Below are 25,298 nucleotides of genomic sequence, written 5' to 3'. Positions count from 1 at the left end.
TGTTATTGATAAGTAACTATTCCCAGCCTAAAGTGCGGAGGTAGAGGGTGCGGATCCATGCGCCAACCTTCTCCCAGGTGATTTGGTCAACTTCCTTCTTGCCTTCCTCTTTGAGGTAGTTGAAGAGTGAATCGTTGGCACAGATGCTATAGATGGCATCTGCCAGAGCGTGGATGTCCCAGTAATCAACTTTGATACAGTTGTCGAGAATCTCTGCACAGCCCGACTGCTTACTGATGATAGTCGGAGTGCCACACTGCATGGCTTCGAGTGGCGATATGCCAAACGGCTCGGAAACAGAAGGCATGACATATACGTCGGAGTCTTTCAGACACTCATAAACCTGTTTACCGCGCATGAAACCAGGGAAGTGGAAACGGTCGGCGATGCCGCGTTCGGCAGCCAATTGAATCATGGCATCCATCATGTCGCCAGATCCTGCCATACAGAAGCGCACGTTGCGGGTGCGTTGAATGACCATGTTGGCAGCTTCAACGAAGTATTCCGGACCCTTTTGCATGGTGATACGTCCCAAGAAGGTTACCACCTTGTCGCAACCAGTATGGTCGGGACGGGGGATGGCATCGTATTCTTGTGGCAGAGGATATACGGCATTGTGCACCGTGAAGCACTTGCGTGGATCCTGATGATACTGGTTGATGACAGTCTGACGAGTCAGTTCTGATACACACATGATGCAGTCTGCCTGATCCATACCGTTCTTTTCGATAGAATAGACGGTGGGGTTCACTTTTCCGCGTGATCGGTCAAAGTCAGTGGCATGTACGTGAATGCACAAAGGTTTACCGCTCACTTGCTTGGCATGTATGCCGGCAGGATAAGTCAGCCAGTCGTGTGCATGTATGATATCGTAATCGAGTGTGCGTGCCACTACACCGGCAATAATCGAGTAGTTATTGATTTCCTCGTGCAGATTGCCGGGATAGCCTCCTGCAAACTCCATTGCACCGAGGTCGTTGACGTGCATATAGTTGAAGTCGGCATACAGATGGTCACGGAAACGATAGTAGAGATCGGGATCCATGATATTGCCTACACGCTGGCTTACATAGTCGCGATTGACGTCGCGCCATGCAATAGGCACAGCATTCATAGCTACAATGTTGCATGCCGAGCGGTCTTCATCGCCGAAAGGTTTTGGCAAACATAGTGTGATGTCCATATCGCCCTGAGCATGCAAGCCTTGCGATATGCCATAGTTGGCAGTGGCGAGTCCACCATACACGTGAGGAGGATACTCCCATCCAAACATTAATACTTTCATAGTTCTGTCCTCCTGTTAGTTACTTTTGGTATGTGTATTTCTCCAACAACTTGAGTGTGCGCAGAATTTCAGCCACATTCATGGCAAAAGCCATAGCGCCACGTCCACTGAAAGGTGGGTTGCCGTCGAAGAGTTCGCTGATGGTGCCGACGGCATGATAGTTCATTTCGTCTTCATAGCTTACCATCTGTCGCTCAATGAAACTGAGACGGCTACGCTTGTAGATTTTCAAACAGGCTTCCATATAGAATCCTTCAAGCCATGGCCATGCTGTGCCCTGGTGGTAAGCATAGTCGCGTTGTGCCTGTGGACCAACATACATGGGGTTGTATCCACCGCTTTTGGGCGATAGCGAGCGCAGTCCCTTTGGAGTGAGCAGTTCGCGAGTGCATATGTCGAGCACATTCTTCTTCTGATTCTGATCAAGCGGAGAGTAGTCGAAAGCTACAGGGAAGATCATATTCGGGCGTACGCTCCAGTCCATCATATTGCCATCAACATAGTCGAGCAGATAGCCATATTCGTTGAGGAATGTGTCAACGAATGATTTTTTGCAGCGTTCTGCCAATTCTTCGAGCTGTTCGGCAAATTTAGCATCGCCAAATTCGGCTTCGAGTGAAGCGCAGAAGCGGAGCGCGTTGTACCACAGCGCGTTGAACTCAACAATATATCCAGAGCGTGGCACTACTGGGCGACCGTTGGCGGTAGAGTTCATCCAGGTGATGGCCTTGTCACGTCCGTTGGCGAACAGCAGTCCGTTGTCATCGAGGTGCATATTCTCATGACCGTCTTCCATCACATATTTTACAATGTCATGTACCAGTTTGCCATACATCTTATAGCCTTGTTCGCGGCCGGCATCCTTGGCATACTGCTGGATGGTCCATACACACCATAGGGGGACATCGGGATGTTCTATCTCGTAGAGCTTCACTGTCAGTGGTTTGCCCTCCATATATTCGCGAAGTCCTTTTTCTGAAGTCTTCATCACCAACTCAAAATAGTCGCGTTCGCCTATGGCAAGGGTGAGTCCCGGCAGCGCTATAAATGTATCGCGTGCACGTGCCTTAAACCAAGGATAACCTGCCAGCAGGTAACGGTCATCATTGGGCTGGCGATTGCGGAACTGATGGGCTGATGCCACGAGGCAATGGTAGAAGTTGTCGCGAGGTTGGCGGATAGCTATTTCCTTTTCAAAAAGGCTCTTCAGTTTGCTGGTCTTAATGGCCGATGTAGATGCAGAGAACACAATGCTCTCGCCTTTCTTGATGGGTAACTCAAAATAGCCAGGCACGTAGAGGTCTTCGTTGGAAGCGTAACCGCGCTCCTGTTCCTTCGGATATTCTACACCGCGATACCAGTCGGGCTTGAAGATAAACTCGTTTTTCTTATCAAACTGCATGTAAAGGTCGGGGTATCCGGCATACATACAGGTGCTGATGCCATTCTCCACCTCTTGATAAGCTCTGCTTGCAACAGAGTTCTCGTGAGTAAACTGGCGTACCGAGCGGAACGCAAGGAATGGGCGGAAGCGCAAAGTAGTGGCACTGTGGGCATCAACAAGCGTATAGCGGATGAGGATGCGGTCTTCGTAACACTGGAAAATAGTTTCGCGCTTCAGAATCACACCGCCTACGCGGTAGATCATGGTAGGCACTACATCACAAGTAAATTCGCGGATGTACTTGTGACCGTTGGGGCTGTAATTGTTTCCCTGATACTTGTGGAGTCCGAGATTGAACTCAGCACCGTGCTGGATTACCGTACAGTCGAATGAAGAGAGCAACACATGGTTCTCATCGTCAAGTTCTGGTACGGGAACAACGAGCAGACCGTGGTATTTGCGCGTATTGCAGTCGGCAATAGTCGAACTGCTATAGGCACCCGAACGGTTAGTTCGCAGCAATTCACGGTGCAGTGACTCCTGCAGGTTTGTCATTACTGCTTTTTCAAATCGTAAATAACTCATAGTTCCTATTTAGGTTTTGTTAGTTTTGTATGTTATATAGGCGTCCATCATATATGCGATGGAGTTTTATTTCTCCAAAGTTACTGAATTTAGTTGTCTCTACAAAATAAAAGATAGTTTTTTTTGCAAATTCATAGAATTTTAACCCATATCATCGGTAAAAGTACCTATTAGTATTCGTTTTTCTTTATATTCTTTTTGTTTTTTCCATGATTTCAATTAACTTTGCATGCAAAGGACAATGTTTCGATCACGATAAACAACACTAACATGATTATAGAGGGAAAAAATATAGATGACTCTGTTATAGCCAAAGTCCTCACGGATCTTTGGGCACCACTTACTGATGAACAACGTCAGTATCTCATAGATCATATCACGTTGAAGGACTACAAGCGAAACGAAATGATCTATACCGAAGGTGAGAATCCAACGTCTTTGTTTTGTCTCATCAAAGGAAAAGTGAAGATATTCAAAGAGGGAATTGGTGGACGTCATCAGATAGTTCGCATGGTGAAACCGCATAGTTATTTCGGTTATCGTGCTGGATTTATGGATGAAGCCTATACCACATCGGCATCAGCTATCGAAGCTTCGCAACTTGGTCTTATTCCTATATCCGTTGTCAAATATCTTATTACGGAAAATAATCAGTTGGCGATATGTTTTATCAAACATCTGGCCAATCTCTTAGGACGTGCCGATGAACAGACTGTCAACTTGACACAAAAGCATATACGTGGCAGATTGGCTGAAGCATTATTGCGCCTAAAGGAAAAATACGGTACAGAGAGCGACGGGAAAACCCTCAATATCCGGGTGAGTCGAGAAGATCTTGCCAGTATGTCAAGTATGGCAACATGTAATGCCATCCGTACTTTGTCTGCTTTTGCAGAGGAGGAATTGGTGATTCTTGATGGTCGCCGTATTGCCATCAATGATGAGGAAAAGCTGAAAAGCATTTCGGTTTGTGGATAAGATGCGTCTTTTCCTTTGACTTATAATAGATAGAAGTTTAATCTGGAATAAGGAAACGTATCACTTCCTGCTCTACATTGATGCGATAGGAACCTACAGGAGTTCCCATCGGACGTCCGTCAACAGATACCAAGGCTTTACCACCATCTTCTATAACGATTTCTTGTGTGCGATAGGGGTGCACCATGCGATGGTTGAGCAGACGACCTGTCAGCATCATCCATAGTCCGTGGAATATCTGTACTATTTTGGCTTGATATACCAGCGATACATCCAAAAGTCCATTGTAAGGCACAGCGTTAGGTGTCAATCCGTAACCAGGGCCACTACCTATACATAGCGTCATCACTCGGCGTTGTATGGTTTCGGCATTGATTTTGATGCTCATCTTATAATCCATGCGGTGGAAGATGAGTAATATGGCGGACAGAATAATAGAAAGAAAGCGAGAACCCAATATGGCGCGCGTTTGCTGACGCAGGTTCATCACGTCTGCCACCATGCCGATATTGATGCAGTTGAGGAAATAGCGATGGCATTGTTCGCCTTTCTTATTGGTGTAGCGCACGCAACCAAGGTCGATGGGGCGTACACGATACTTTTTCAGCCAACTGATAGTCTGGTCAAGATTGCCTTCACGAAAGTTCCAATAGCGTGCAAAATCGTTCATCAAACCGTTGGGAATGAGTCCCAAGGCAATGGTGTCGCGCATTTGTTTCTCTACTTTCATCAGACAGTTTACCGCATCATTGAGTGCCGAGTCACCACCGGCAATGATAATGGTCTTGTAGCCGTTGTGAATCAACATATTTATCAAGCGTTCTACGCTGCCTGCAGTCTCGCTTTGCACAAAGTCGTAATCCACACCATGCTCATTGAGTGCACGCTGAATACGTTCGCGCTGCTTGCCCGAACGGTGCTTGGGGCAATATAGGATGCCCCACTTCTTATCATCTACTGCCACCTTATATATTTCTTTTAATGTTGAATACTGATAATTGGTTGTGATTATTCCGATTTGGAAATGCGCAGAATCTCCTCCACTTTTTTATCCATTGGTAGGAGAGCGTCAATCCAATGTATGGTAAATCCGCGACGTTCCATGCCTCGAAACCATGTCATCTGTCGCTTGGCAAACTGGTGAATGGCTATCTCCAACCGTTTGAACATCTCTTCGTAACTGAGTTTACCTATAAGATATTCAGTCACAAACTTGTATTCCAGTCCGTAATAAATCAGGTCTTCTGCAGGGATTCCCCTGTCAAGTAGGGCTTTCACCTCATCAGTCATGCCTTCTTCAAGACGCGATTTGAGTCTTTCGGTGATCTTGTTGCGTCGTGCTTCGCGGTCGATATCTACTCCGATGATAAGTGAATGGACGGGCGGCACCTGTCGCAGTTCTGTCGGTGTGTGGAGATTGTAGGTCTCTATTTCTATAGCACGTATGGCACGTTGTGCAGAATCAACATCGGTCGTGTTGTGCATGACAGAGCCGTTTTGTGCTTTCAATTCTTGAAGCATAGCCGTAAGTTGTTCCAGCGACTTGCCTTCAAGGTCTTTGCGCAGTTGCTCGTTTTGTGGAACGGGTGATAGGGAATATCCTTTCAATACAGCTTCGATATAAAGTCCAGTGCCACCACATAGGATGGGCATCTTGCCTCTGTTCTTGATATCGTTGTATGCCTGTTGGAAATCCTGCTGATATTGGAAAAGGTTATATTTCGTGCCAGGTTCGCAGATGTCTATCAAGTGATAAGGCACTGCCGTACCATTAACCACATAGTCCTTCAAGTCTTTTCCGGTTCCGATGTCCATGTGTTTATAAACCTGTCGGCTATCTGCACTGATGATTTCACAGTTTCCCAAGCTTACTGCCAAATGGGCGGCAAGGTCGGTCTTTCCCGATGCAGTAGGACCAAGAATGGTTATCATATCGAATGGCATAAGCGGTTAGAAGTGTATTGAAGGATAGCTATAATTTTGTCAAATTAGAAAAATAGCCGCCCAAGGCACATGCCAAGGGCGGCTTTTATCAATGTTGCCTTTTTGGGGACAATGCTAATTAGCAGTTCTCTGAGAAGTACTTGATAGTACGAACCATCTGAGAGGTGTAGCTGTTCTCGTTGTCGTACCAAGAAACAACCTGTACCTGATAGGTGTCGTCGTCGATCTTGCTAACCATGGTCTGGGTAGCGTCGAAGAGAGAACCGAACTTCATACCGATGATATCGCTTGATACAATCTGATCCTCGTTGTAACCGAAGCTCTCAGTCTGAGCAGCCTTCATAGCAGCGTTGATGCCCTCAACGGTAACGTCCTTACCCTTAACGACAGCAACCAAGATAGTGGTTGAACCAGTAGGAGTTGGAACGCGCTGAGCAGAACCAATCAGTTTGCCGTTCAGCTCTGGGATAACGAGACCGATAGCCTTAGCAGCACCAGTTGAGTTAGGAACGATGTTCTGAGCACCTGCACGTGAACGACGGAGGTCGCCCTTGCGCTGAGGACCGTCAAGAATCATCTGGTCGCCAGTGTAAGCGTGGATGGTTGACATGATACCGCTGGCGATAGGAGCGTACTTGTTCAGAGCAGCAGCCATAGGAGCCAAGCAGTTAGTGGTGCAAGAAGCAGCGCTGATAACGTTGTCGTCCTTGGTCAGAGTGGTGTGGTTTACATTGTAAACGATAGTGGGAAGGTCGTTACCTGCAGGAGCAGAGATAACGCACTTGCGGGCACCAGCCTTGATGTGTGCAGAAGCTTTCTCCTTTGAAGTGTAGAAACCTGTGCACTCGAGAACTACGTCAACACCCAGCTCACCCCAAGGAAGCTCAGCTGCGTTTGGTTTAGCGTAGATGGTGATTTTCTTACCGTCAACAACGATGTAGTCTTCACCAGCCTCTACGGTGTGTTTGCCTTCGCCGTACTTTCCAGCGAAACCACCCTGAGCAGTGTCATACTTCAGAAGGTGAGCCAACATTTTAGGACTTGTCAGGTCGTTGATGGCAACAACCTCGTAACCATCTGCTTCAAACATCTGACGGAAAGCCAGACGACCAATACGGCCAAAACCGTTAATTGCTACTTTTGTCATTTTCTTAAAATATTTAAAAGGTTTGTTATAATTTGTCCCATTAATATTGAAAAATGTGGCACAAAAGTCACTTTTTCCTGTTTTCGGGCACAAAGTTACAAAAAAATATCTAATTTTGCAGAAGAAATGGAAGTTAATTCTTTTAATAAAGTTAAAAGATGAGACTTTAACACAATTACAGGTGACAAAAGTGTGGTGTTTGCCACTTGGAGTTTGCAGAATGAATATTTAAATCACTCGTGTAACATATAATTAAAAAAAGGAAACAGTTATGAGTTTTATTAGTGAATTCAAAGAGTTTGCCATGAAGGGTAACGTGTTGGACATGGCTGTCGGCGTTATCATCGGCGGTGCATTCGGAAAGATCGTTTCAAGTCTGGTTGACAATGTGTTGATGCCTATCATTGGTGTGCTCACTGGTGGTGTTGATTTCTCTGCACTGTCGATTAAGGTTGTTGATGCTGAGGTGAAGTATGGCATGTTTGTACAGAATGTCATTGACTTCTTGATTATTGCTTTCTGTATCTTCCTGATGCTTAAAGGTATCAATAAGTTCAACCGCAAAAAGGCAGAGCCCGAACAGCCTGCAGCTCCTGCTGGTCCTACTCAGGAAGAACTTCTTGCTGAGATACGTGATTTGCTCAAAAACAAGTAACTTTAAGTATCACTTATTTATTAATAAGGTGACACCCGTCACGGCGTCACCTTATTATTTTTGTTTTCAGTATAATAATGATAAAAACATTGGATTTTAAGCCGAAGTTCTTTTCGGCTATTGCACATTACGACAAAAAGACGTTTGTCGCCGACGTTATGGCGGGACTAATAGTTGGTATAGTAGCTTTGCCATTGGCGATTGCTTTTGGTATAGCCAGTGGTGTCTCACCAGAGAAGGGTATCATCACTGCCATTGTTGCCGGACTGTTCTGCTCGCTTTTCGGTGGTAGCAAGGTTCAGATTGGCGGTCCTACAGGTGCGTTCATCATCATCGTCTATGGCATCATTCAGCAATATGGTATGCAGGGTCTGACCATTGCCACACTGATGGCAGGTGTGTTTCTGATACTTCTCGGTGTATTGCGATTGGGAACCATCATCAAATATATACCTTATCCTATTGTTGTGGGCTTCACCAGTGGTATCGCCGTTACCATTTTCACCACTCAGGTAAAGGATTTGTTGGGTATGCAGATGACTACTGTACCTGCCGACTTCATGGAAAAATGGGTGGCATATATTAATAATATAGCGAATATCGACCTTTGGAGCACCGTGATGGGTGTGGCAAGTGTCATTATCATCGCACTCACGCCGCGTGTGAGCAAGAAGGTGCCGGGTTCGTTGGTGGCAATTATTATCATCACTGTGGCAGCCTTGTTGCTCAAACAGTATGCCGGTGTGACCACCATAGAAACTATTGGCGACCGCTTTAGCATCCATTCCGAACTGCCCGAAGCCACGTTGCCCGCCCTTTCATGGGAAACCATTAAGGGATTGGTAGGTCCGGCAGTGACAATCGCTGTGTTGGGAGCCATCGAATCGTTGCTGTCTGCTACAGTGGCAGATGGTGTGATAGGTGATCATCATAACTCCAATACCGAATTGATAGGTCAGGGATTGGCTAATATTGCATCGCCACTCTTTGGCGGTATTCCCGCTACTGGTGCCATTGCACGCACGATGACCAACATCAACAACGGTGGACGTACCCCCGTAGCCGGTATTGTACATGCCGTAGTGTTGTTGCTCATCTTCCTTTTCCTCATGCCCTTGGCACAATACATTCCGATGGCTTGTTTGGCAGGAGTATTGGTGGTGGTATCCTATAATATGAGCGGTTGGCGTTCCTTCCTTGCCATGTTGCGCAATCCGAAGAGCGATGTTACCGTATTGTTGCTCACATTCTTCCTTACCATCATATTCGATCTTACCGTTGCTATTGAATTTGGCCTTATCTGTGCATGTCTGCTCTTTATGAAACGTGTATCAGAAGCTACCGATGTGACAGCTATCTACGATGAAATCGACCTCAACGAGGATGCAGACATGGAGCGTGGCGACCTTATCCACCTGACTATTCCTGAAGGAGTGGAGGTGTATGAGATTAACGGTCCCTACTTCTTCGGTGCAGGTAACCGCTTCGAGGATATCATGTCGAGTTATAACGACCGACCCAAAGTGCGCATCATCCGCATGCGTAAGGTGCCGTTTATCGACTCTACCGGTCTTCACAACTTGGAGAACATGTGTTTGATGAGCCAGAAGGAAGGTATCACTGTCGTGTTGTCGGGCGTCAATCCCAAGGTTGAAGCCGTGTTGCGCCGCAACAATTTTGAGAAATTGTTGGGCAAGGAGAATATCTGCAGCCATATCGACTTGGCACTTACTCGTGCCAACGAGATTATTTCTTGAACACCAGAATTATATTGAAATGAATGAACGATTCCCCTTTACCCCTGTGGGGTGGGGGAATCATAGCTAAAGACCGCACTTAGGTGGGGCTTATACAAGATGGAAAAAAAACGTAGAAGACGCATTCGCAAAGGAAGGGTAGCATTGTTGTTGCTCTTCCTTGCTGCGGTTATCACAGTCATTTATTATATCATAGTAGCGCTTGTTGCATTCTTTAGTTGGTTAAGTGCAGACGAGCCAGTACAGGAAGAGAAGCCTACGCTGCATGTGACACCAGAGATGCTTGCATGTGACGAAAGGATGCAACACCGTTTGGACAGTCTGATGCACAAACCGTTGCGACTCGACACCAACAAGATTGCCGTCTCTGTTTTTGACGCCACCACCCAACGCTATGTCTATAGATATCATGATACGGAAAGCTTTATACCTGCCTCATGTATGAAGATTTCCACCGCTATTGCTGCGCTCAAGACTTTAGGCATGAACCACCAATATCGTGAACACATCCTCGTCATGGGAGAGATGAAGCGTGACACCCTTGTGGGCAATCTCCTTCTGATGGCCGATGATGACCCACTCATGGAGAGTTTTGATCCACTCATCAAGAAGATGCAGAGTAGGGGAATCCGTCATGTTCGTGGCAATGTGTATATCACTTTGGCACGAGAAGATACGCTGCGTCCGCATCCTACGGCGAAAGCATGGGATATACCTTACAACCGGACTCCACTTCTTCTCCGTGGCAAGCGCTATGTGGATCGCACCTTCCGAGCCTCTATGCGTATGAATGGAGTGACCGTACGCAATGATAAAACGGTCAATGCAAGACGTTCAAAGGGTCGTTTCGGTGGTGGCAAGTATCATTATGTTGCCACCTCATCCCATCTGCTTCGCGATGTCATCACTCCCATGCTCATCCATAGCAGCAATATTAAGGCAGATGCTGTGTTCTATCATCTTGACTGGAAGCAGGGATTGATGCCCAACCGTCGTATGAATTGGGATGCAAAACATTATGCCGAAACTTTCTGGAGAGAGAAAACACAAGTGCTCGATAGTGTTTCAACGCGTCTTGTCTTTCACGACGGTTCAGGACTGTCGCCCGAAAATCGTCTGTCAGCCTCTGTTCTTGTTGATATGCTGCGCTATGCTTATGGTGACAAGCAGTTGAAGGATTTCTTTATTGATGAGGCTTTGGCATCCACTGTAGGTGGCGAGCGACGCGGTTCGCTTCTTACCCGTATGAGCCATCCCGACTACAAAGGTCGTTTGTTTTGTAAAACAGGCACTATGACCACCTATGGTGCATCGTCACTTTGCGGTTATCTTCTTGCTGCTGATGACCATTGGTACATTTTCTCCATCATCAATGTTGACTCTCCAGTAGCCGAGTCTCGCCTCTTCCAAGATCGTATTTGTAAGATGATGATGAAAGAATAATTCAGTTTGCTACAACACAATTCTCGGATGGCAAACATAAAATATAGTTTTAAGAAAATTTCGACCACACGACCACAGATGAGTGTATCATGTTGTCGGTCAGTGCTTTATACTGTGGTCGAAACTGAAGTGTCGACCATCAATCGACCACCAACTTGCGTTATTTGGCTTAACGAAAATGCTTATCATAAACTGATCGATATTTTGGAGAAAGTGTTTTGTCAAGGTGTTGTTAGATGGTTGGCAAAAGTGTTACCCAACGTTTGGCAAAAGTGTTGCCCAACGTTTGGCAAAAGTGTTACCCAACGTTTGGCAAAAGTGTTGCCCAACGTTTGGTAAAAGTGTTTTCAACGTTTGATAAAGATATTATCCAACGTTTGATAAGAGTATTATCCAACGTTTGATGAAAGTGTTATCTAATATTTGATAAAGGTGTTATCCAATATTTGATAAAGGTGTTATCAAGGCTTGTCAAAGTGCTGATAAACGATAGTATTTTATAAGGAAAATAGGATCACGCTTTACTTTTGTCCTTACAGGACGTAGGCTAAATAAAATCATACACCCCAGGGTGTTACCCTGGGCTATGAAGATTTTGCCCCATTCGGGGCGTTAGTAACCCAGCGACTAAAGACGGGCTAATACCCAACAACTAAAGACGGGCTAATACCCAACAACTAAAGATGTGTTAATAACCAAACAAGCAAAGGCGGGCTGAAAGCCCAATGGTTTCCTTAGCCCAGGGCATCGCCCTGCGGATATGAATGCACATAATCAACCACGTCCTGAAAGGACAAAAGTAACTCAGCTCTGCTCTTTTGCCGAAAACAATAGTAATTCCACATTGAAAAGCATCATTCTTTAGGCTGATTCGTGTACATCACATCGTTGCACTGGTGGTCGAAGTGTGGTCGAAAATCCCGATTTTTAGGAATTGACCACACCTGTAAGATGTTGAAGGATAACGTGATGCGGATATCTGTGGTCGTGTGGTCGAAATTTTCTTGAAAACTAAAATAACTGTAGGATGGTGCCATATTGGTGTTCGGTGTTAACAATTTAAGAGATTCGCGTGTGCGCGTGTGCGTGCGTATACATTATAATATATATAAAGAACACGAATGATCCTTTTTGTAACACCTCCTATAAAACTACTTCAAGCACAGCCTGTACCTGCAACAATTAGCGAAAACGTTTACGTGTAATAATGCGATGAATATTTATCAGCAACGAAAAGAAAGTAGTATCTTTGCATCATCAAACTACTGACAATTATATACACATCAACAGCATCTATGGGAAAATCCTTTTGCCCTCAAATCCCATCAAGTCTCTGGAGCGAAACTCATCGCTCCAGAGTGCTGATGGGGGATCAATACGGAAACCGACTTCCACCTAATATCATTGGAAACAACAATTCCAATGTAAACGTTTACGTGGAACATTTTACCTTTTTTAGGTGGGTTTTAATAAATTTTAAGTAACTTTGCAAACAAACAACATCAAAAATATTACTAATTTTCAAAACTACTAATTTTATGTCTGTTTATTTTAAGAGTATTTCACGCACGGTACTTGTTCTGTGTATGCTCTTGATCGTCGGTAATGCTTATGCACAGACCGTCGCTAAGGGTACAGTCACAGACTCCAATGGCGAAGCCGTTATTGGTGCAACCGTAGTAGAAAAGGGAAATCCTAAGAATGCAGCCGTAACTGACTTCGACGGTAACTTCACCATCAAGGTGCCTGCCTCGAAGAAGCTGGTCATCTCATACATCGGTATGGTGACTCAGGAAGTTGCAGCAGGTAGCAATCTGAAAATCGTCCTCCAGGACGACAACGCCGCCCTTGATGAGGTGGTCGTTGTGGGTTACACCAGTAAAGCACGTAAAGACCTGACCGGTTCGGTCGGTTCGGTAAGCGGTGCGAAACTGGCAGTGGTTCCTGTATCATCAGCAGCCGAAGCCCTTCAGGGTAAGATTGCCGGTGTGCAGATTACAACAGTCGATGGTCAGCCAGGTGCCGACATCAACATCCGCGTTCGTGGAGCCACGTCTGTAACTCAGAGCAACCAGCCACTGTTCATCGTCGATGGTTTCCAGGTTGACAACATCAATGATATTCCTCCCACGGATATCGCTTCAATCGACGTATTGAAAGATGCTTCTCTGACCGCTATCTATGGTGCGAAAGGTGGTAACGGTGTTGTTGTAGTTACTACTAAATCTGCTAAGACTGGTAAGGTTCAGGTGTCGTTCAACGGACGTCTCAGCGTATCTTCATTGGCACGCTCTATGAGCCAGATGAACACCTTCGAATTTGTTGACTATCAGTATGACCGTGCTGCTGCTAACGGCAACCGCTCTTCATGGGCTAAGCCTTTCCGTGGCAACTTCGGTAACCCTAAGGACATTTCTCTCTATCGCAACGAGGCTACACGCGACTGGCAGGATGAGGTTTTGGGCAACCACCCCGTCAACTACTCCAGCAACGTGACCATCGGTGGTGGTAACGAGACTACACGTTTCAACCTCTCACTGACTCAGTCAGAAGATAAGGGTATCATCCTCGGTTCAGGCGTACGTCGTACCAACATCAACCTCAAGCTCAATACCAAGATTACCAAGAACCTTGAGTTCACCTACAATCCTAAGATCAGCTATCGTCGTGACGAAGGTGCAGGTGGTGACAACATCGGTTCAGGTGGTCTGATCGACGTATTGCGCTACCGTCCTACAGCAGGTCTGCGTGAGTGGGGTTCATACGAAGAGATGGAAAATGAGGCTGATGCCAGCAACTTCCGTCTGACAAACCCTGTCAACGATATCCAAACCAACACCCAGAAGAAGCATGGTTACACCATCACCAACCAGTTTGCACTGAAGTGGTCTCCCATCAAGGGTCTCGTTCTGCGCAGTGAGGGTAACTACACACTCGGATTCAGCGATACTGAACGTTTCTATGGCTGGCAGACCGGTATGGCAAAAGCTGCCATCAACAACAATAAGCCTGTTGCCATGCTCTACAAGAGAAACTCTGAGTCATACACTTGGACCAATACCGCTTCTTACGACTTGACTCTCCAGGATAAGCACAACTTGTCGTTCCTCTTGGGTCAGGAGATCTATCACTCACAGTATAAGGCAAACCAGCAGGCTGCCCACCTCTTCGATCAAAACATCGATGCAGAAACAGCCCTCAACAATATGGCACTCGGTCAGCCCTATGCTGAACAGACCTACACCAAGCGTTCTACTGCCAACCGCACAGCATCGTTCTTCGGTCAGGTTTCATACAACTACCAGCACAAATATCTGATCTCAGGTACCTTCCGTGCTGACGGTTCTACCAAGTTTGCTCCCGGCAACCAGTGGGGCTACTTCCCCTCTATCTCTGGTGCATGGGTGATCAATAAGGAGAAATTCCTGAAAGATGTGAAATGGATTGATCAGTTGAAACTCCGCGCTGCCTTCGGTCTCGCCGGTAACAACAATATCGCTGACGACCTCTGGCGCTATCTCTACACCACCAATGCTACTGGCGGTCCCGCTTTCGGTGAGGCTACTGTAGGTGGTGAACTCTACTATGGTGCTCCAGGTAACTATCCTAACAAGGACATCAAGTGGGAAACTACGATCACCCGCAACCTTGCTATGGACATCTCACTCTTCGGTGGACGTCTGAGCATCACTCCTGAAATCTATTGGAATACCACACGTGACCTGCTCTACAATTCTACTATTCCTGGCGTATCAGGATACCAGAAGCAGATGCAGAACATCGGTAAGGTAGCCAACAACGGTTGGGAACTCACCGTCAACGGCGACATCGTACGTGGTAAAGACTATGTGGTAAGCGGTAACTTCACTCTCGGTCACAACAAGATGACCATCAAGAAGCTGAATGCTTCTGACGGTAACACTCCGCTTTATAATACTGCTGGTAAATGGAAGTCATCTATCGAAAATGACTACGTGATGCAGGTAGGTGGTGAACTCGGTCTGTTCTACGGTTTCGTATATGACGGACTCTACAACTGGGATGAATTTACCTATCCTGAAACAGCCTCTTACGAGGCCACTCCTAACAACAAAGCTACACTCAACGGCATGCTCATCGGCGGTACTGTTACCGACGGTTACGAGAATAACACCGGTAACGGTATCTTCAGCTCATCTAACTCAGGTTACTCTACTCTGCCCGGTAAGATCAAGCTGAAAGACCTCAATGGTGACGGTCAGATCGACCAGAAGGATATGACCGTAATCGGTAACACCAACCCCAAATGGCAAGGTGGTTTCGGTTTGTCAGGTCAGTGGAAGAGCTTCGACTTCACAGCCAACTTCACTTACATGCTCGACTTTGATGTATATAATGCCACAGCATTCGCTATGTCATCATCATCATCAAGCCAGTACAACTTCTTCAACGTAGATTCTAAGTTTGCTGACAAGCGTTGGCGTTATACCGCCCCAGAGGGATTTGTTAACAACGATGGTCACAACATCACCGGTGAGACACTCTACAAAAACGTCTATATCAACGGTGCACTGGGACTCTACAAGAATCTGAATGCTAATGCAAGCCTGTGGAACCCTGCAGACGTAGTCAACAACGTGATGTTCTCATACTTCGTAGAAGATGGTTCATTCCTCCGTTGCACCGACGTTACCGTAGGTTACACCCTGCCGAACCTCATCACCAAGAAGTTTGGTATCGAGAAAGTCCGTGCTTACGTTTCTGCTTCAAACCTCTTCATCCTCACCAGCTACTCTGGTTACGACCCCGAGGTTGACGTGCAGTCTGGTCTGACTCCTTCTATGGACTACAACCGCTACCCACGTTCACGCACCTTCTCTTTCGGTCTCAACGTAACATTCTAAAGATACAAACCTAAGAAACTGAAATCAATATGAAACTCAATAAGATATTTATCAGTGGAATGGCCATGTTGTCGCTGACAGCATGCGACGATTTCCTTGATGTAGATCCAGACTCAACATCAGCAAACACTGAGTTCATCTACAACAACGAAGGCGAGATTTCTACTGCACTGAATGGTGTTTATGCACAGATTCTCTCTGGAAACACCTTCGGTAATAATCTGTACAAGGATTTCCAGCTGAACAGCGATGTTGACTTCTCTACCAACACCAGCGAAACTGCATCGGGCAACAAACCCGCACGTTTCGATACGCGTTCGGATGCCGGCAACATCAACAGCCTCTGGAATGCACTTTACAAAGGCGTAGAAACTGCCAACGAATTCATCTTCAACCTGAAGAACAGCAAGCTCTATGAAGAGAAGATGAAAACTGAAATTGCCGATGGCGAAGATAATGGCGGTGTGGTAACCGAGGAAGTACCCAACGTGACCAAACTGACCCAGATGATGGGTGAAGCCAAGGTTATGCGTGCAATGTTCTATCACGAACTGCTCTCCTACTGGGGCGATATCCCCTTCACCTTCAAGGCTACCTATGAGACCAACAATCTCTATCCTGAAGTAACAGACCGTCAGGTTGTCAGCGATTCGCTGATTGCCGACCTCCGTCACGCTGCAGAATGGATGCAGTCTGACAAGGACGCAACCCTCGACGCTCCCGAGCGCATCTCGAAGGAAGCTGCCTATGCCATGATTGCACGTCTCGCCTTGCAGGCTGGTGGTTACTCATTGAACCACGATGCCAACGACGTGAATGGTTACAAGATGACTCGTCCTTCTAACTATAAGGAATACTATCAGATTGCACGCGACTATGCCAAGAAGGTTATTGATGCCGGCGGTCACTCACTCAACAAGAGCTTCCGCGATGTATTCGTTGACGAGTGCAACCACATTGCAACTAAGGGTGACGATGCAATCTTCGAAATTCCCTTCGGTAAGGACTACTCTGGTGCTTGGGGTTATGCTCAAGGTCCAAAGAGCGAAGTTGACGCTAACAACGAAACCGACTTTTCTAACCAAGCATGGGGTTCTACAAGCGGTAACGTTCGCACCACTCGTTTCTATCGCCACATGTTCAAAGAGGGTGACGCCCGTCGCGACTATGTTTGCGGTACATGGGGTTACTCAAACCAGGGTCTGCCCGCTATCAACTTCAGCTACACCATGTATAACAACAAGTGGTCTAAGCTGTGGAACACTGTAGGTCTCGGTAAGGCTTCTACCGGAAACACCGGTATCAACTTTGCCTACATCCGCTATGCTGACGTGTTGCTGATGTTTGCTGAGGCTGACAACGAAGTGAACGGAGCTCCTACACAGGAAGCTATCGACGCTGTAAACCAGGTTCGCCGTCGTGCATACAATGGTGTTAACTATGAACTGACCTCTGCTCAGACTGCTACCAAGGAAGACTTCCTCAAGGCTGTGCTCGACGAGCGTAAGTTTGAGTTTGCTGGTGAGAACATGCGTTGGAAGGATCTTGTCCGCAACAACCTCTACTCAGAGCAGATTTTCTACACCTTCTTGGCTTACTACGGTGTAGCAGAAGACCAGTCAACAGGTTCACCTTACATTGATATGATCAGCGAGCACGATGGTATTGACTATGCCAATATCTCGGCTATGACCAACATCTATTATGTATATGTGAAGAATACTGGCGACGCCAACTTCCCCAACAGCAACCTCTACATGCTGTACATCGTCAATCCTTGGACGCCAGACGTACAGCCCAGCAGCAAACCTGAAGACTATTTCGCAAACCTCGGTCTGCCTTACGAGCCTGTTTCGGCAAGAGCTATCACGGGTCAGACTTCATCAGCCAAAGATGTGGCTTGGGGTAACAGCGAAAACATCTGGTCGAAAGACGGTGTGCTCAAGAACGAAGTACTCTACTCCCTCTTCGGTTACATCCGTGGCGATGAGGATGGAAGCATCAAGATTGTGAACAACGGTGCCGTAGTCAACTTCGATATTGATACCCAGAATCCTGAGGCTACCGTACAGCAGTTGCCCGCAGTACGCTACTTGCTCCCTTATCCACAGGAAGCCATTGCTCGCTCTGACGGACGCTACAAGAACTATTACGGTTTCTAAGCAGTAATTCCTTATTAACATAAGAAAGACTAAAAGACAATGAAAAAATTATTCATATATTCAATGATGCTGATGGCTACGCTGTCCATATTCTCTTGTAAGGACGATGACATCAGCGAATCGGCAAACCGTGATAAGCTGTTCCGTCCGGCATTCCGCACGGACAACAACACCGGTAAGGGTTCTACCGATCCCTACAACTGCGCGATTACCGATTTGAACACAGCACACCTCTACTGGTACACCGTAGATGATGCTGTGGCCTATGAAATCAAATGGGCGATTCAGAACTATGTGGCAAATGGTGAACAGGCATGGATCGACACCGAGGCTGGTGTTGACGGCAAGGAACTGGCAGGTCACGTGGTAGTGACTGATCCTAAGCAGTTTGATTTGGTGATCAAGAACCTGAGCTACCAGACCGACTACCGTTTCGCTATCCGTGCACTCCACTCATACGATGCTAACAACGACAGTTGGAAGACTGACCCTAAAAACTCTGACTGGTATGGTTATGGTCACGGTACAGAATGGGCTGATTACTTCGGCATGCAGACTGGTGTCCGTTATGATGTACCTTTCGTTATCCAGACATTAAACATCACCAAGACTTCTATGGTGGTACGTCTGGACCGCAACATCAGCAAGTATTCTGATGATAAGAAGAAAATCTTCCGTGATCATTTCAACTTTGTAGATGCTGACCAGAATGTTCTGAAGATTGACTATCTGACCTTCACCGCTTCGAAGTCAACTCCTAATGCTACAACCAACCCCACTTATCTGCACTTCGATATTCCTGAGTCAGCATGGGTAAACGACGTAGCTGAGTTTACTATCGACGGTCTGTCTGAGAACTCGGTTTATAACATCGACGCATGGGATAGCTCGATCGAGGCAAAGGTTGACGCTTGCTACAACTCTGTAATGAAGAGTACCAAGGGTACTCCAGGCGCTCCTATCCTCATCAAGCACGTGCCTACTGCTAAGGATACTATCGGTACTGGCGAGAACATGAACATCTATGACATCTCGTCATACAACTCCATGAAGCTCGACGATATCATCTCTAACTACAATAGTGATGTAACTGTAGCTGAGAACCAGGTATTCTATCTGGAAGGTGGAAAGACTTACCACTTTACCGATAACCCCAACATCTATAAGGGTATGACACTCCGCACCAACCCAGAGGATGTTGCACAGGGTAAGCGCGCTAAAGTATATCTCGGCGGTATGACCAAGACTGGTGCTAATGTCAATACCTGTAACTTCATGTTGGGTCGTCAGCCTAATGCTGGTGAGAACAGTACCATTACCCTTGACATCGACTCTATTCGTTTCATGGATCTCGACTTTGACGTTCCTATGGCTACCAACTATGGTCATGCTCAGGAAGGAAACGGAAAAGCTGTAGGTAACTACTTCATGAACATGTACTCTAACGGTATGGGTATCAATGTAACCCTGCTCGAATGGAACAACTGTACATTCCAGGGACTTATCCGCGGATTCTTCCGTATTCAGGGTTCTAACGACTTCTATATCCACAACCTGAAGATGATTGACTGCAGCCACTATAACAGTGGATTCTACGACAACAACGGTGGTGGTTACAACTACATCCATGCTGACCACAACGGTAAGCCGAAGTCAAACATTCTGGAGAATGTTGAAATCAGCGGCAACGTATTCTACGATAGTCCAAAGGGTAGCTTGATTACTGACTCTAACCGCAACCTGAAATGGGATGCTTCTGTACGTTGGAATCTCAACATCCACCACAACACCTTCGTGAACTTCATGACTCGTTCTACAAAGGCTGCTTGGATGAATACTCGCTATATCCCTGGAGGCTCTGAAGCCAGCATTCACGACAACATCTGGATTAACACCAAGGATGCTGACGACGTGAACCGTGCTATGAATGCACTCGGTTGGGATGCTCGTAACATTCAGGGTGGTGACGGAAGTGGTAAGGTCGTATTCAACATCTACAACAACTGGACCACAAACGATCCTTATCTGAAGGGCGGACAGCCATTCAACAACAATGCCTTCAACGCTACTTCTAACTCACCAGGTAAGTGGCAGAAGACTTGGAAGGACGAACTCGACACCTACTATCCTGCAGGACTTGACGAGCTGAAGGTTCACTGCGATCCCGAACTGAAGGCCACAGACTTGATGGTATCGCCAAACCCACAGCACTTCGTAGGCGCTAAGCCAAGTCACCTTGACCACCATACCGATAAGGGTATCGACGGTCTCTACTATCAGCAGACTGAGAAAGTGCTCAACTCAGCTATCTATAAGAGCGGCGCTGGTGCACCTCGTCTGAGAAACGGTAAGAAATAATAAAGCATTAAAACATACATACGACTATGAAAATTATGAAATATGTAGCCGCAGCATTCGCTGCCGTAGCTATGACTCTCTCTTTCAGCAGCTGTTCAAGAGACCTTGATCCAGATGTTGACTCAATGGGCTGGTATCGTTGCGAGGTAACCCTCGACAACCAGGGTAGCCTGAGCGAGGAAGGTGTTGCAGCATTCGAAGATGCTGTCAACGCAGCCTATGGTCTGGAGCATGGTGCAACACACTATTTCTCTCATTGCACCAAGGCTTATATGGAGAGTAACTACAACGCAACTGTAGCTCTGTCTAACGATAAGAACGAAATCTTTACCAAGATTATCGCTCCTGTTGTTGCCTCTCAGGGCGTGAGCGACTTCACCGTGAAGTTTGCTTTCGAAGAGCAAATCACCAGTAAAAATGCTGAGGGCGAAGAGGTGAAAACCGTGAAAGAGCTGAAGTCTGTCATCTACAAGGCTTCTGACTTGAAATAACAGACATACTTAATATCTCTATGCCACAGGGGCAGGTCGAAAGGTCTGCCCCTGTTTTTTCATTAAGACGCTATCGTCTAAGCAACAGCATATAATAGGATTATACAACAACAAGGACGAACATAGATTATAGCAAATACTAACAAACAGAAAATTAACATAGGTTCAACAACATTACTCATGAGGGGCTGGTAACAGACCTTAAACTAAAAACATAACAACATGATGAAAAAGACATTACTGACACTAACAGCAATGCTGAGTCTGCATGCAACAGCACAGACTTTACCATATCAGAATCCTGCACTTACTGCAGAAGTTCGTGCCGATGATTTGTTAGGACGCCTGACTCTTGAAGAGAAGGCTAAACTAATGATGGACACGTCACCTGCTATTGCGCGATTGGGCATTCCGGCGTTCCAATGGTGGAACGAAGCACTTCATGGCATAGGCCGTAACGGCTTTGTTACGGTATTTCCAATCACCACCATGATGGCTGCGTCATGGGATGATGCATTGCTCTACCAAGTTTTTACTGCTGTGAGCGACGAAGCACGTGCTAAAAATCAAGAAGCGAAACACAGCGGTAAAGTGTCGCGTTATCAAGGATTGTCATTCTGGACTCCCAATATTAATATTTATCGCGACCCTCGTTGGGGACGTGGACAGGAAACCTATGGTGAGGATCCATACCTGACAGAACGTATGGGACTTGCTGTTGTGAATGGACTGCAAGGTCAAAGCTTCGACGGAAAACCATCGAAAGAACGTTATGCAAAACTGTTGGCATGTGCCAAACACTTTGCTGTGCATAGTGGTCCGGAATGGAATCGACACACGTTCGATATTCAGCAGTTGCCAGAACGTGACCTCTGGGAAACCTATCTCCCAGCTTTCAAGGCTTTGGTACAGAAAGGTAAGGTGGCTGAAGTGATGTGTGCCTACCAACGTATCGACGGTCAGCCTTGTTGTGGTAATGCCCGTTATGAGCGACAAATCCTTCGCGACGAATGGGGATTCGATGGTCTCATCACCAGCGACTGTGGTGCCATCCGCGACTTCCTGCCAGGATTTCATGGTGTATCAGCCGACCGTCCGGCTGCTGTAGCACAGGCTGTTGAGTCTGGTACCGACTTGGAATGTGGTTCTGAATACCGCAATCTGCCTGAAGCCGTACAACGAGGAGACATTAGCGAAGAGCGTATCAATACCAGTTTGCGCCGACTGTTGGTGGCACGTTTCAGATTGGGAGACTTTGATGCCGACTCTTTGGTGAGTTGGACCAAGATTCCTTCAAGCGTTATTGCCTCGAAAGAACATAAGCAACTCGCTTTGCAAATGGCACGTGAAGGAACTATTCTGCTGAAGAACAACGGTATTCTGCCCTTGAAGAAAGAGAATGCTAAACGCATCGTAGTCATGGGACCGAATGCTAACGACTCTATCATGATGTGGGGAAACTATAGTGGTTGCGCCACAAAGACCGTCACCATGCTGCAGGGACTGCGCCAAAAGTTGGGCGATGTGCGTTATGTGCAAGGTTGCGGTCTGACTCGTGGAGAAATCTATGAGAGTCGTTTCGACCACATGAAGGCTCCATTGGGCAATAAGGGAATGCAAGCCACATATTGGAATAATACCGAGATGGAAGGTACACCCGTCAATACCGTAACGATTACTACACCCATCAATCTGAGCAATGGCGGCAATACGGTCTTTGCGCCAGGTGTCAATCTGGAGCAGTTCTCTGCTCGTTACGACGGACAGTTTGTTGCTGATACCGATGAAACGCTTACGCTGCGTGTCGGAGCAGATGATAAAGTGCGCGTCATGGTCAATGGCGATACGCTGGTCAATATTTGGAAGGTGCGTCAACGTATTCAGGAAGCTGCCCCACAACTTGAAGTCAAAGCCGGACACCACTATCGCATACAGATAGACTATGTGCAGGAAGGCGGAATGGCAGCCATGCAGTTTGACATCTGTAAAAAGCAAACACCTACTGCTGACGAGATTCTGGCACAGGTGGGCGATGCTGAAACGGTCGTCTTCGTTGGTGGAATCTCTCCGCGAGTTGAAGGCGAAGAGATGAAAGTGAGCGACCCAGGTTTCAAGGGTGGCGACCGTACAGACATCAATCTGCCTACCGTTCAGCGCCAGATATTGCAACTGTTGCACAAAGCTGGTAAACGTGTGGTCTTTATCAACTGTTCGGGCGGTGCCATCGCTCTAACAGAAGAAGCGCCACTCTGCGATGCGATTGTTCAAGGATGGTATGGTGGAGAACGTGGTGGTGAAGCCATGGCAGAGATTCTGATGGGCGAAGTGAACCCTTCAGGAAAACTGCCCATAACGTTCTACCGCAGTACCGATGATCTGCCCGACTTCCTCGACTATCGTATGACTGGTCGTACTTACCGCTATTTCAAAGGTGAAGTGCTCTATCCCTTCGGCTATGGACTGAGTTATACGTCTTTTGAAGTGGGCAAACCACAATATAAGAACGGCGTGGTAACGGTAAATGTAAAGAATACCGGCAAGATGGATGGAACGGAAGTGGTTCAGGTTTATTTGCGCCGTACTGCCGACACAGAAGGTCCGCTCAAAACGTTGCGTGCTTATAGCCGAATATCGGTCAAGGCTGGTCAGAGTCAAAAGGTCAGCATTCCGTTGCCCCGTGATCAGTTTGAAGGTTGGGATGCGAAGAGCAATAGTATGCGTGTAGTACCTGGTCAATACGAATTGATGGTAGGTACGTCAAGTGCTGATAAAGATCTGAAGACCATTAAGGTCAATATGAAATAAATGAAAAAGGGAAACAGTATTCCCTACCTTCTATTTAAAGATGCTGAAACATGCGGTCTGCCATCTGCTGATGGGCTGGATGTTTCAGCGTCTTTTGTATAAATACACAGCTGTCAAAATAGACAAATATCTTCTTGCCTCCCCATTCCGTCTTTCGACCTCCCATCATATTCCCATTATTGTCTGTTCGTTTTTGGGAGTTAGTTGGGACTTACTTGGGAGTTTCTTGGGATTTATTTGGAAAATATAATGCACATATTACGTTGATCATAATTCGAAGACATCCCGAATGCATCCCGAAGACATCCCGAATGCATCCCGAATGAATACTATATGAAAAACATGTATTGGATTTTTGCCAACGTGGAAAAGCAAATGAAACCACTCTTGGCGAAGCAGAAGAATACGGCATGACCAACATCTACTACCAGACCATGACAAATAAAGCACTTTACCACCTGCGTGAACACCGATACTTAGATGCCATTGCTTTCATAGATAAAGAGATCGAGCATGCCCGAAAGCATTTTTTCTTTGTATTACACTCGCTTATTCGTACCTCTGACGCTTTGCGTCGAAGGTACTTGCGCTCGGTAATAAAAGAAAAATCGAGTTTTTTCTTTGTATTACGCTCGCTTATTCGTACCTTTGTAGGCAGAATGAAGCAGGCTATGATATTTGCAGCGGGACTGGGAACCCGACTGAAGCCCTTGACCGACACGATGCCTAAGGCATTGGTGCCAGTAAATGGTGTGCCTTTACTCGATCTTATTATCCGCCGACTGATGACCCAAGGCTACGAACGCTTTGTGGTCAACGTGCATCATTTTGCACAAATGATCATAGATCATGTGGCGCAACAGGACTATGCTCCGCTGGTTCGCATCAGCGATGAAAGCGACATGTTGCTCGATACAGGAGGCGGACTGAAAAAGGCTGCTACATGTTTCGACGATGAGCAATCGCCCATCCTTATTCATAACGTAGATATCCTTGACAATGTCTGTTACGACTGGTTTGCCCGGCAACACAACGACGAAGACGATGCAGTATTGCTGGTAAGTGAACGCAAAACCAAGCGTTACCTGCTCTTCGACAATGCCATGCGCCTGATGGGATGGAAGAATATAGAGACTGGCGAAATCAAAAGTCCCTACGAATATATCCGTCGCACAGGACTCTCACAGCATGGCGAACCGCTCAATATGTATGCCTTCTCTGGCATTCATTCTTTCTCTCCCAGACTGTTCCGATTGATGGAACGCTTCCCCGATAAATTCAGCATTATCGATTTCTATCTCAGCATATGCCACCGTGCACATATATACGGATGCGTCAAGTCTGACTTGAAAGTGCTCGACGTAGGCAAACTCAATGCGCTGGATGAAGCAGAGAAATTTCTAAACAATAATAAATAATAC

General features: G+C 46.5%; 16 protein-coding genes. 10 read left to right on the top strand and 6 right to left on the bottom strand.

The genetic code is table 11. From position 1 onward, the window contains the following. Positions 1–16: 16 nt before the first annotated feature. Both CIK88_RS11125 and CIK88_RS11120 read right to left on the bottom strand, forming a co-directional pair. Positions 17–1,285, bottom strand: coding sequence for a glycosyltransferase family 4 protein (locus tag CIK88_RS11125; protein ID WP_094436488.1), 1,269 nt, complete (start codon positions 1,283–1,285; stop codon positions 17–19). 19 nt (positions 1,286–1,304) lie between these two features. Then, positions 1,305–3,254, bottom strand: coding sequence for a glycogen debranching enzyme N-terminal domain-containing protein (locus CIK88_RS11120; RefSeq protein WP_094390133.1), 1,950 nt, complete (start codon positions 3,252–3,254; stop codon positions 1,305–1,307). Positions 3,255–3,524: 270 nt separating this feature from the next. On the opposite strand from CIK88_RS11120, the gene CIK88_RS11115 reads away from it, so the two are divergent. Beyond that, positions 3,525–4,232 carry a Crp/Fnr family transcriptional regulator gene (locus CIK88_RS11115; protein WP_371591578.1) on the top strand — a complete coding sequence of 236 codons (708 nt, stop codon included), beginning with the start codon at positions 3,525–3,527 and terminating at the stop codon, positions 4,230–4,232. A 37-nt stretch (positions 4,233–4,269) separates the two neighbouring features. Here the strand turns inward: CIK88_RS11115 and CIK88_RS11110 are convergent, their stop codons facing one another. The 3 genes from CIK88_RS11110 to gap form a co-directional block, all read right to left on the bottom strand. Further along, complete coding sequence (locus CIK88_RS11110) at positions 4,270–5,196, bottom strand: diacylglycerol kinase family protein (RefSeq protein WP_094390132.1); 927 nt, start codon at positions 5,194–5,196, stop codon at positions 4,270–4,272. Positions 5,197–5,240: 44 nt separating this feature from the next. Next, positions 5,241–6,164, bottom strand: coding sequence for a tRNA (adenosine(37)-N6)-dimethylallyltransferase MiaA (gene miaA / locus CIK88_RS11105; RefSeq protein WP_094436566.1), 924 nt, complete (start codon positions 6,162–6,164; stop codon positions 5,241–5,243). A 130-nt stretch (positions 6,165–6,294) separates the two neighbouring features. Next, positions 6,295–7,323, bottom strand: a complete 1,029-nt coding sequence (gap, locus tag CIK88_RS11100; protein WP_094390131.1) for a type I glyceraldehyde-3-phosphate dehydrogenase — start codon at positions 7,321–7,323, stop codon at positions 6,295–6,297. A 271-nt stretch (positions 7,324–7,594) separates the two neighbouring features. Between gap and mscL the strand changes: the two genes are divergently transcribed. From mscL to xyl3A, 8 genes are all read left to right on the top strand, one after another. Further along, positions 7,595–7,978, top strand: coding sequence for a large-conductance mechanosensitive channel protein MscL (gene mscL / locus CIK88_RS11095; RefSeq protein WP_094390130.1), 384 nt, complete (start codon positions 7,595–7,597; stop codon positions 7,976–7,978). An 80-nt stretch (positions 7,979–8,058) separates the two neighbouring features. Next, positions 8,059–9,735, top strand: a complete 1,677-nt coding sequence (locus CIK88_RS11090; RefSeq protein ID WP_094436564.1) for a SulP family inorganic anion transporter — start codon at positions 8,059–8,061, stop codon at positions 9,733–9,735. A gap of 99 nt (positions 9,736–9,834) precedes the next feature. Next, positions 9,835–11,178, top strand: coding sequence for a D-alanyl-D-alanine carboxypeptidase (locus CIK88_RS11085; protein ID WP_094436486.1), 1,344 nt, complete (start codon positions 9,835–9,837; stop codon positions 11,176–11,178). 1,586 nt (positions 11,179–12,764) lie between these two features. Further along, on the top strand, positions 12,765–16,061 hold the full coding sequence (locus tag CIK88_RS11080) for a TonB-dependent receptor (protein WP_254046371.1): 3,297 nt from the start codon (positions 12,765–12,767) through the stop codon (positions 16,059–16,061). Between the two features lie 29 nt (positions 16,062–16,090). Continuing rightward, positions 16,091–18,223, top strand: coding sequence for a RagB/SusD family nutrient uptake outer membrane protein (locus tag CIK88_RS11075; RefSeq protein ID WP_094436482.1), 2,133 nt, complete (start codon positions 16,091–16,093; stop codon positions 18,221–18,223). A gap of 39 nt (positions 18,224–18,262) precedes the next feature. Continuing rightward, the gene (locus tag CIK88_RS11070) at positions 18,263–20,581 is read left to right on the top strand and encodes a hypothetical protein (RefSeq protein WP_094436480.1); all 2,319 of its coding nucleotides are present in this window, start codon (positions 18,263–18,265) and stop codon (positions 20,579–20,581) included. Between the two features lie 26 nt (positions 20,582–20,607). After that, entirely contained in the window at positions 20,608–21,072 is a 465-nt protein-coding gene (locus CIK88_RS11065) for a hypothetical protein (protein WP_144007300.1), read from the top strand. 222 nt (positions 21,073–21,294) lie between these two features. Beyond that, positions 21,295–23,877: a xylan 1,4-beta-xylosidase gene (xyl3A, locus tag CIK88_RS11060; protein ID WP_094436477.1), complete on the top strand. Its 2,583-nt coding sequence runs from the start codon at positions 21,295–21,297 to the stop codon at positions 23,875–23,877. Between the two features lie 34 nt (positions 23,878–23,911). Here the strand turns inward: xyl3A and CIK88_RS12710 are convergent, their stop codons facing one another. Continuing rightward, positions 23,912–24,046, bottom strand: coding sequence for a hypothetical protein (locus tag CIK88_RS12710; RefSeq protein WP_256387695.1), 135 nt, complete (start codon positions 24,044–24,046; stop codon positions 23,912–23,914). 490 nt (positions 24,047–24,536) lie between these two features. On the opposite strand from CIK88_RS12710, the gene CIK88_RS11055 reads away from it, so the two are divergent. Then, on the top strand, positions 24,537–25,295 hold the full coding sequence (locus tag CIK88_RS11055; RefSeq protein WP_094390122.1) for a nucleotidyltransferase family protein: 759 nt from the start codon (positions 24,537–24,539) through the stop codon (positions 25,293–25,295). Positions 25,296–25,298: the final 3 nt, after the last annotated feature.

Source organism: Prevotella sp. P5-50 (assembly GCF_002251295.1).
In the GTDB taxonomy this organism is placed as follows: Bacteria; Bacteroidota; Bacteroidia; order Bacteroidales; family Bacteroidaceae; genus Prevotella.
This window is presented reverse-complemented; position numbering and strand designations above follow the sequence as displayed.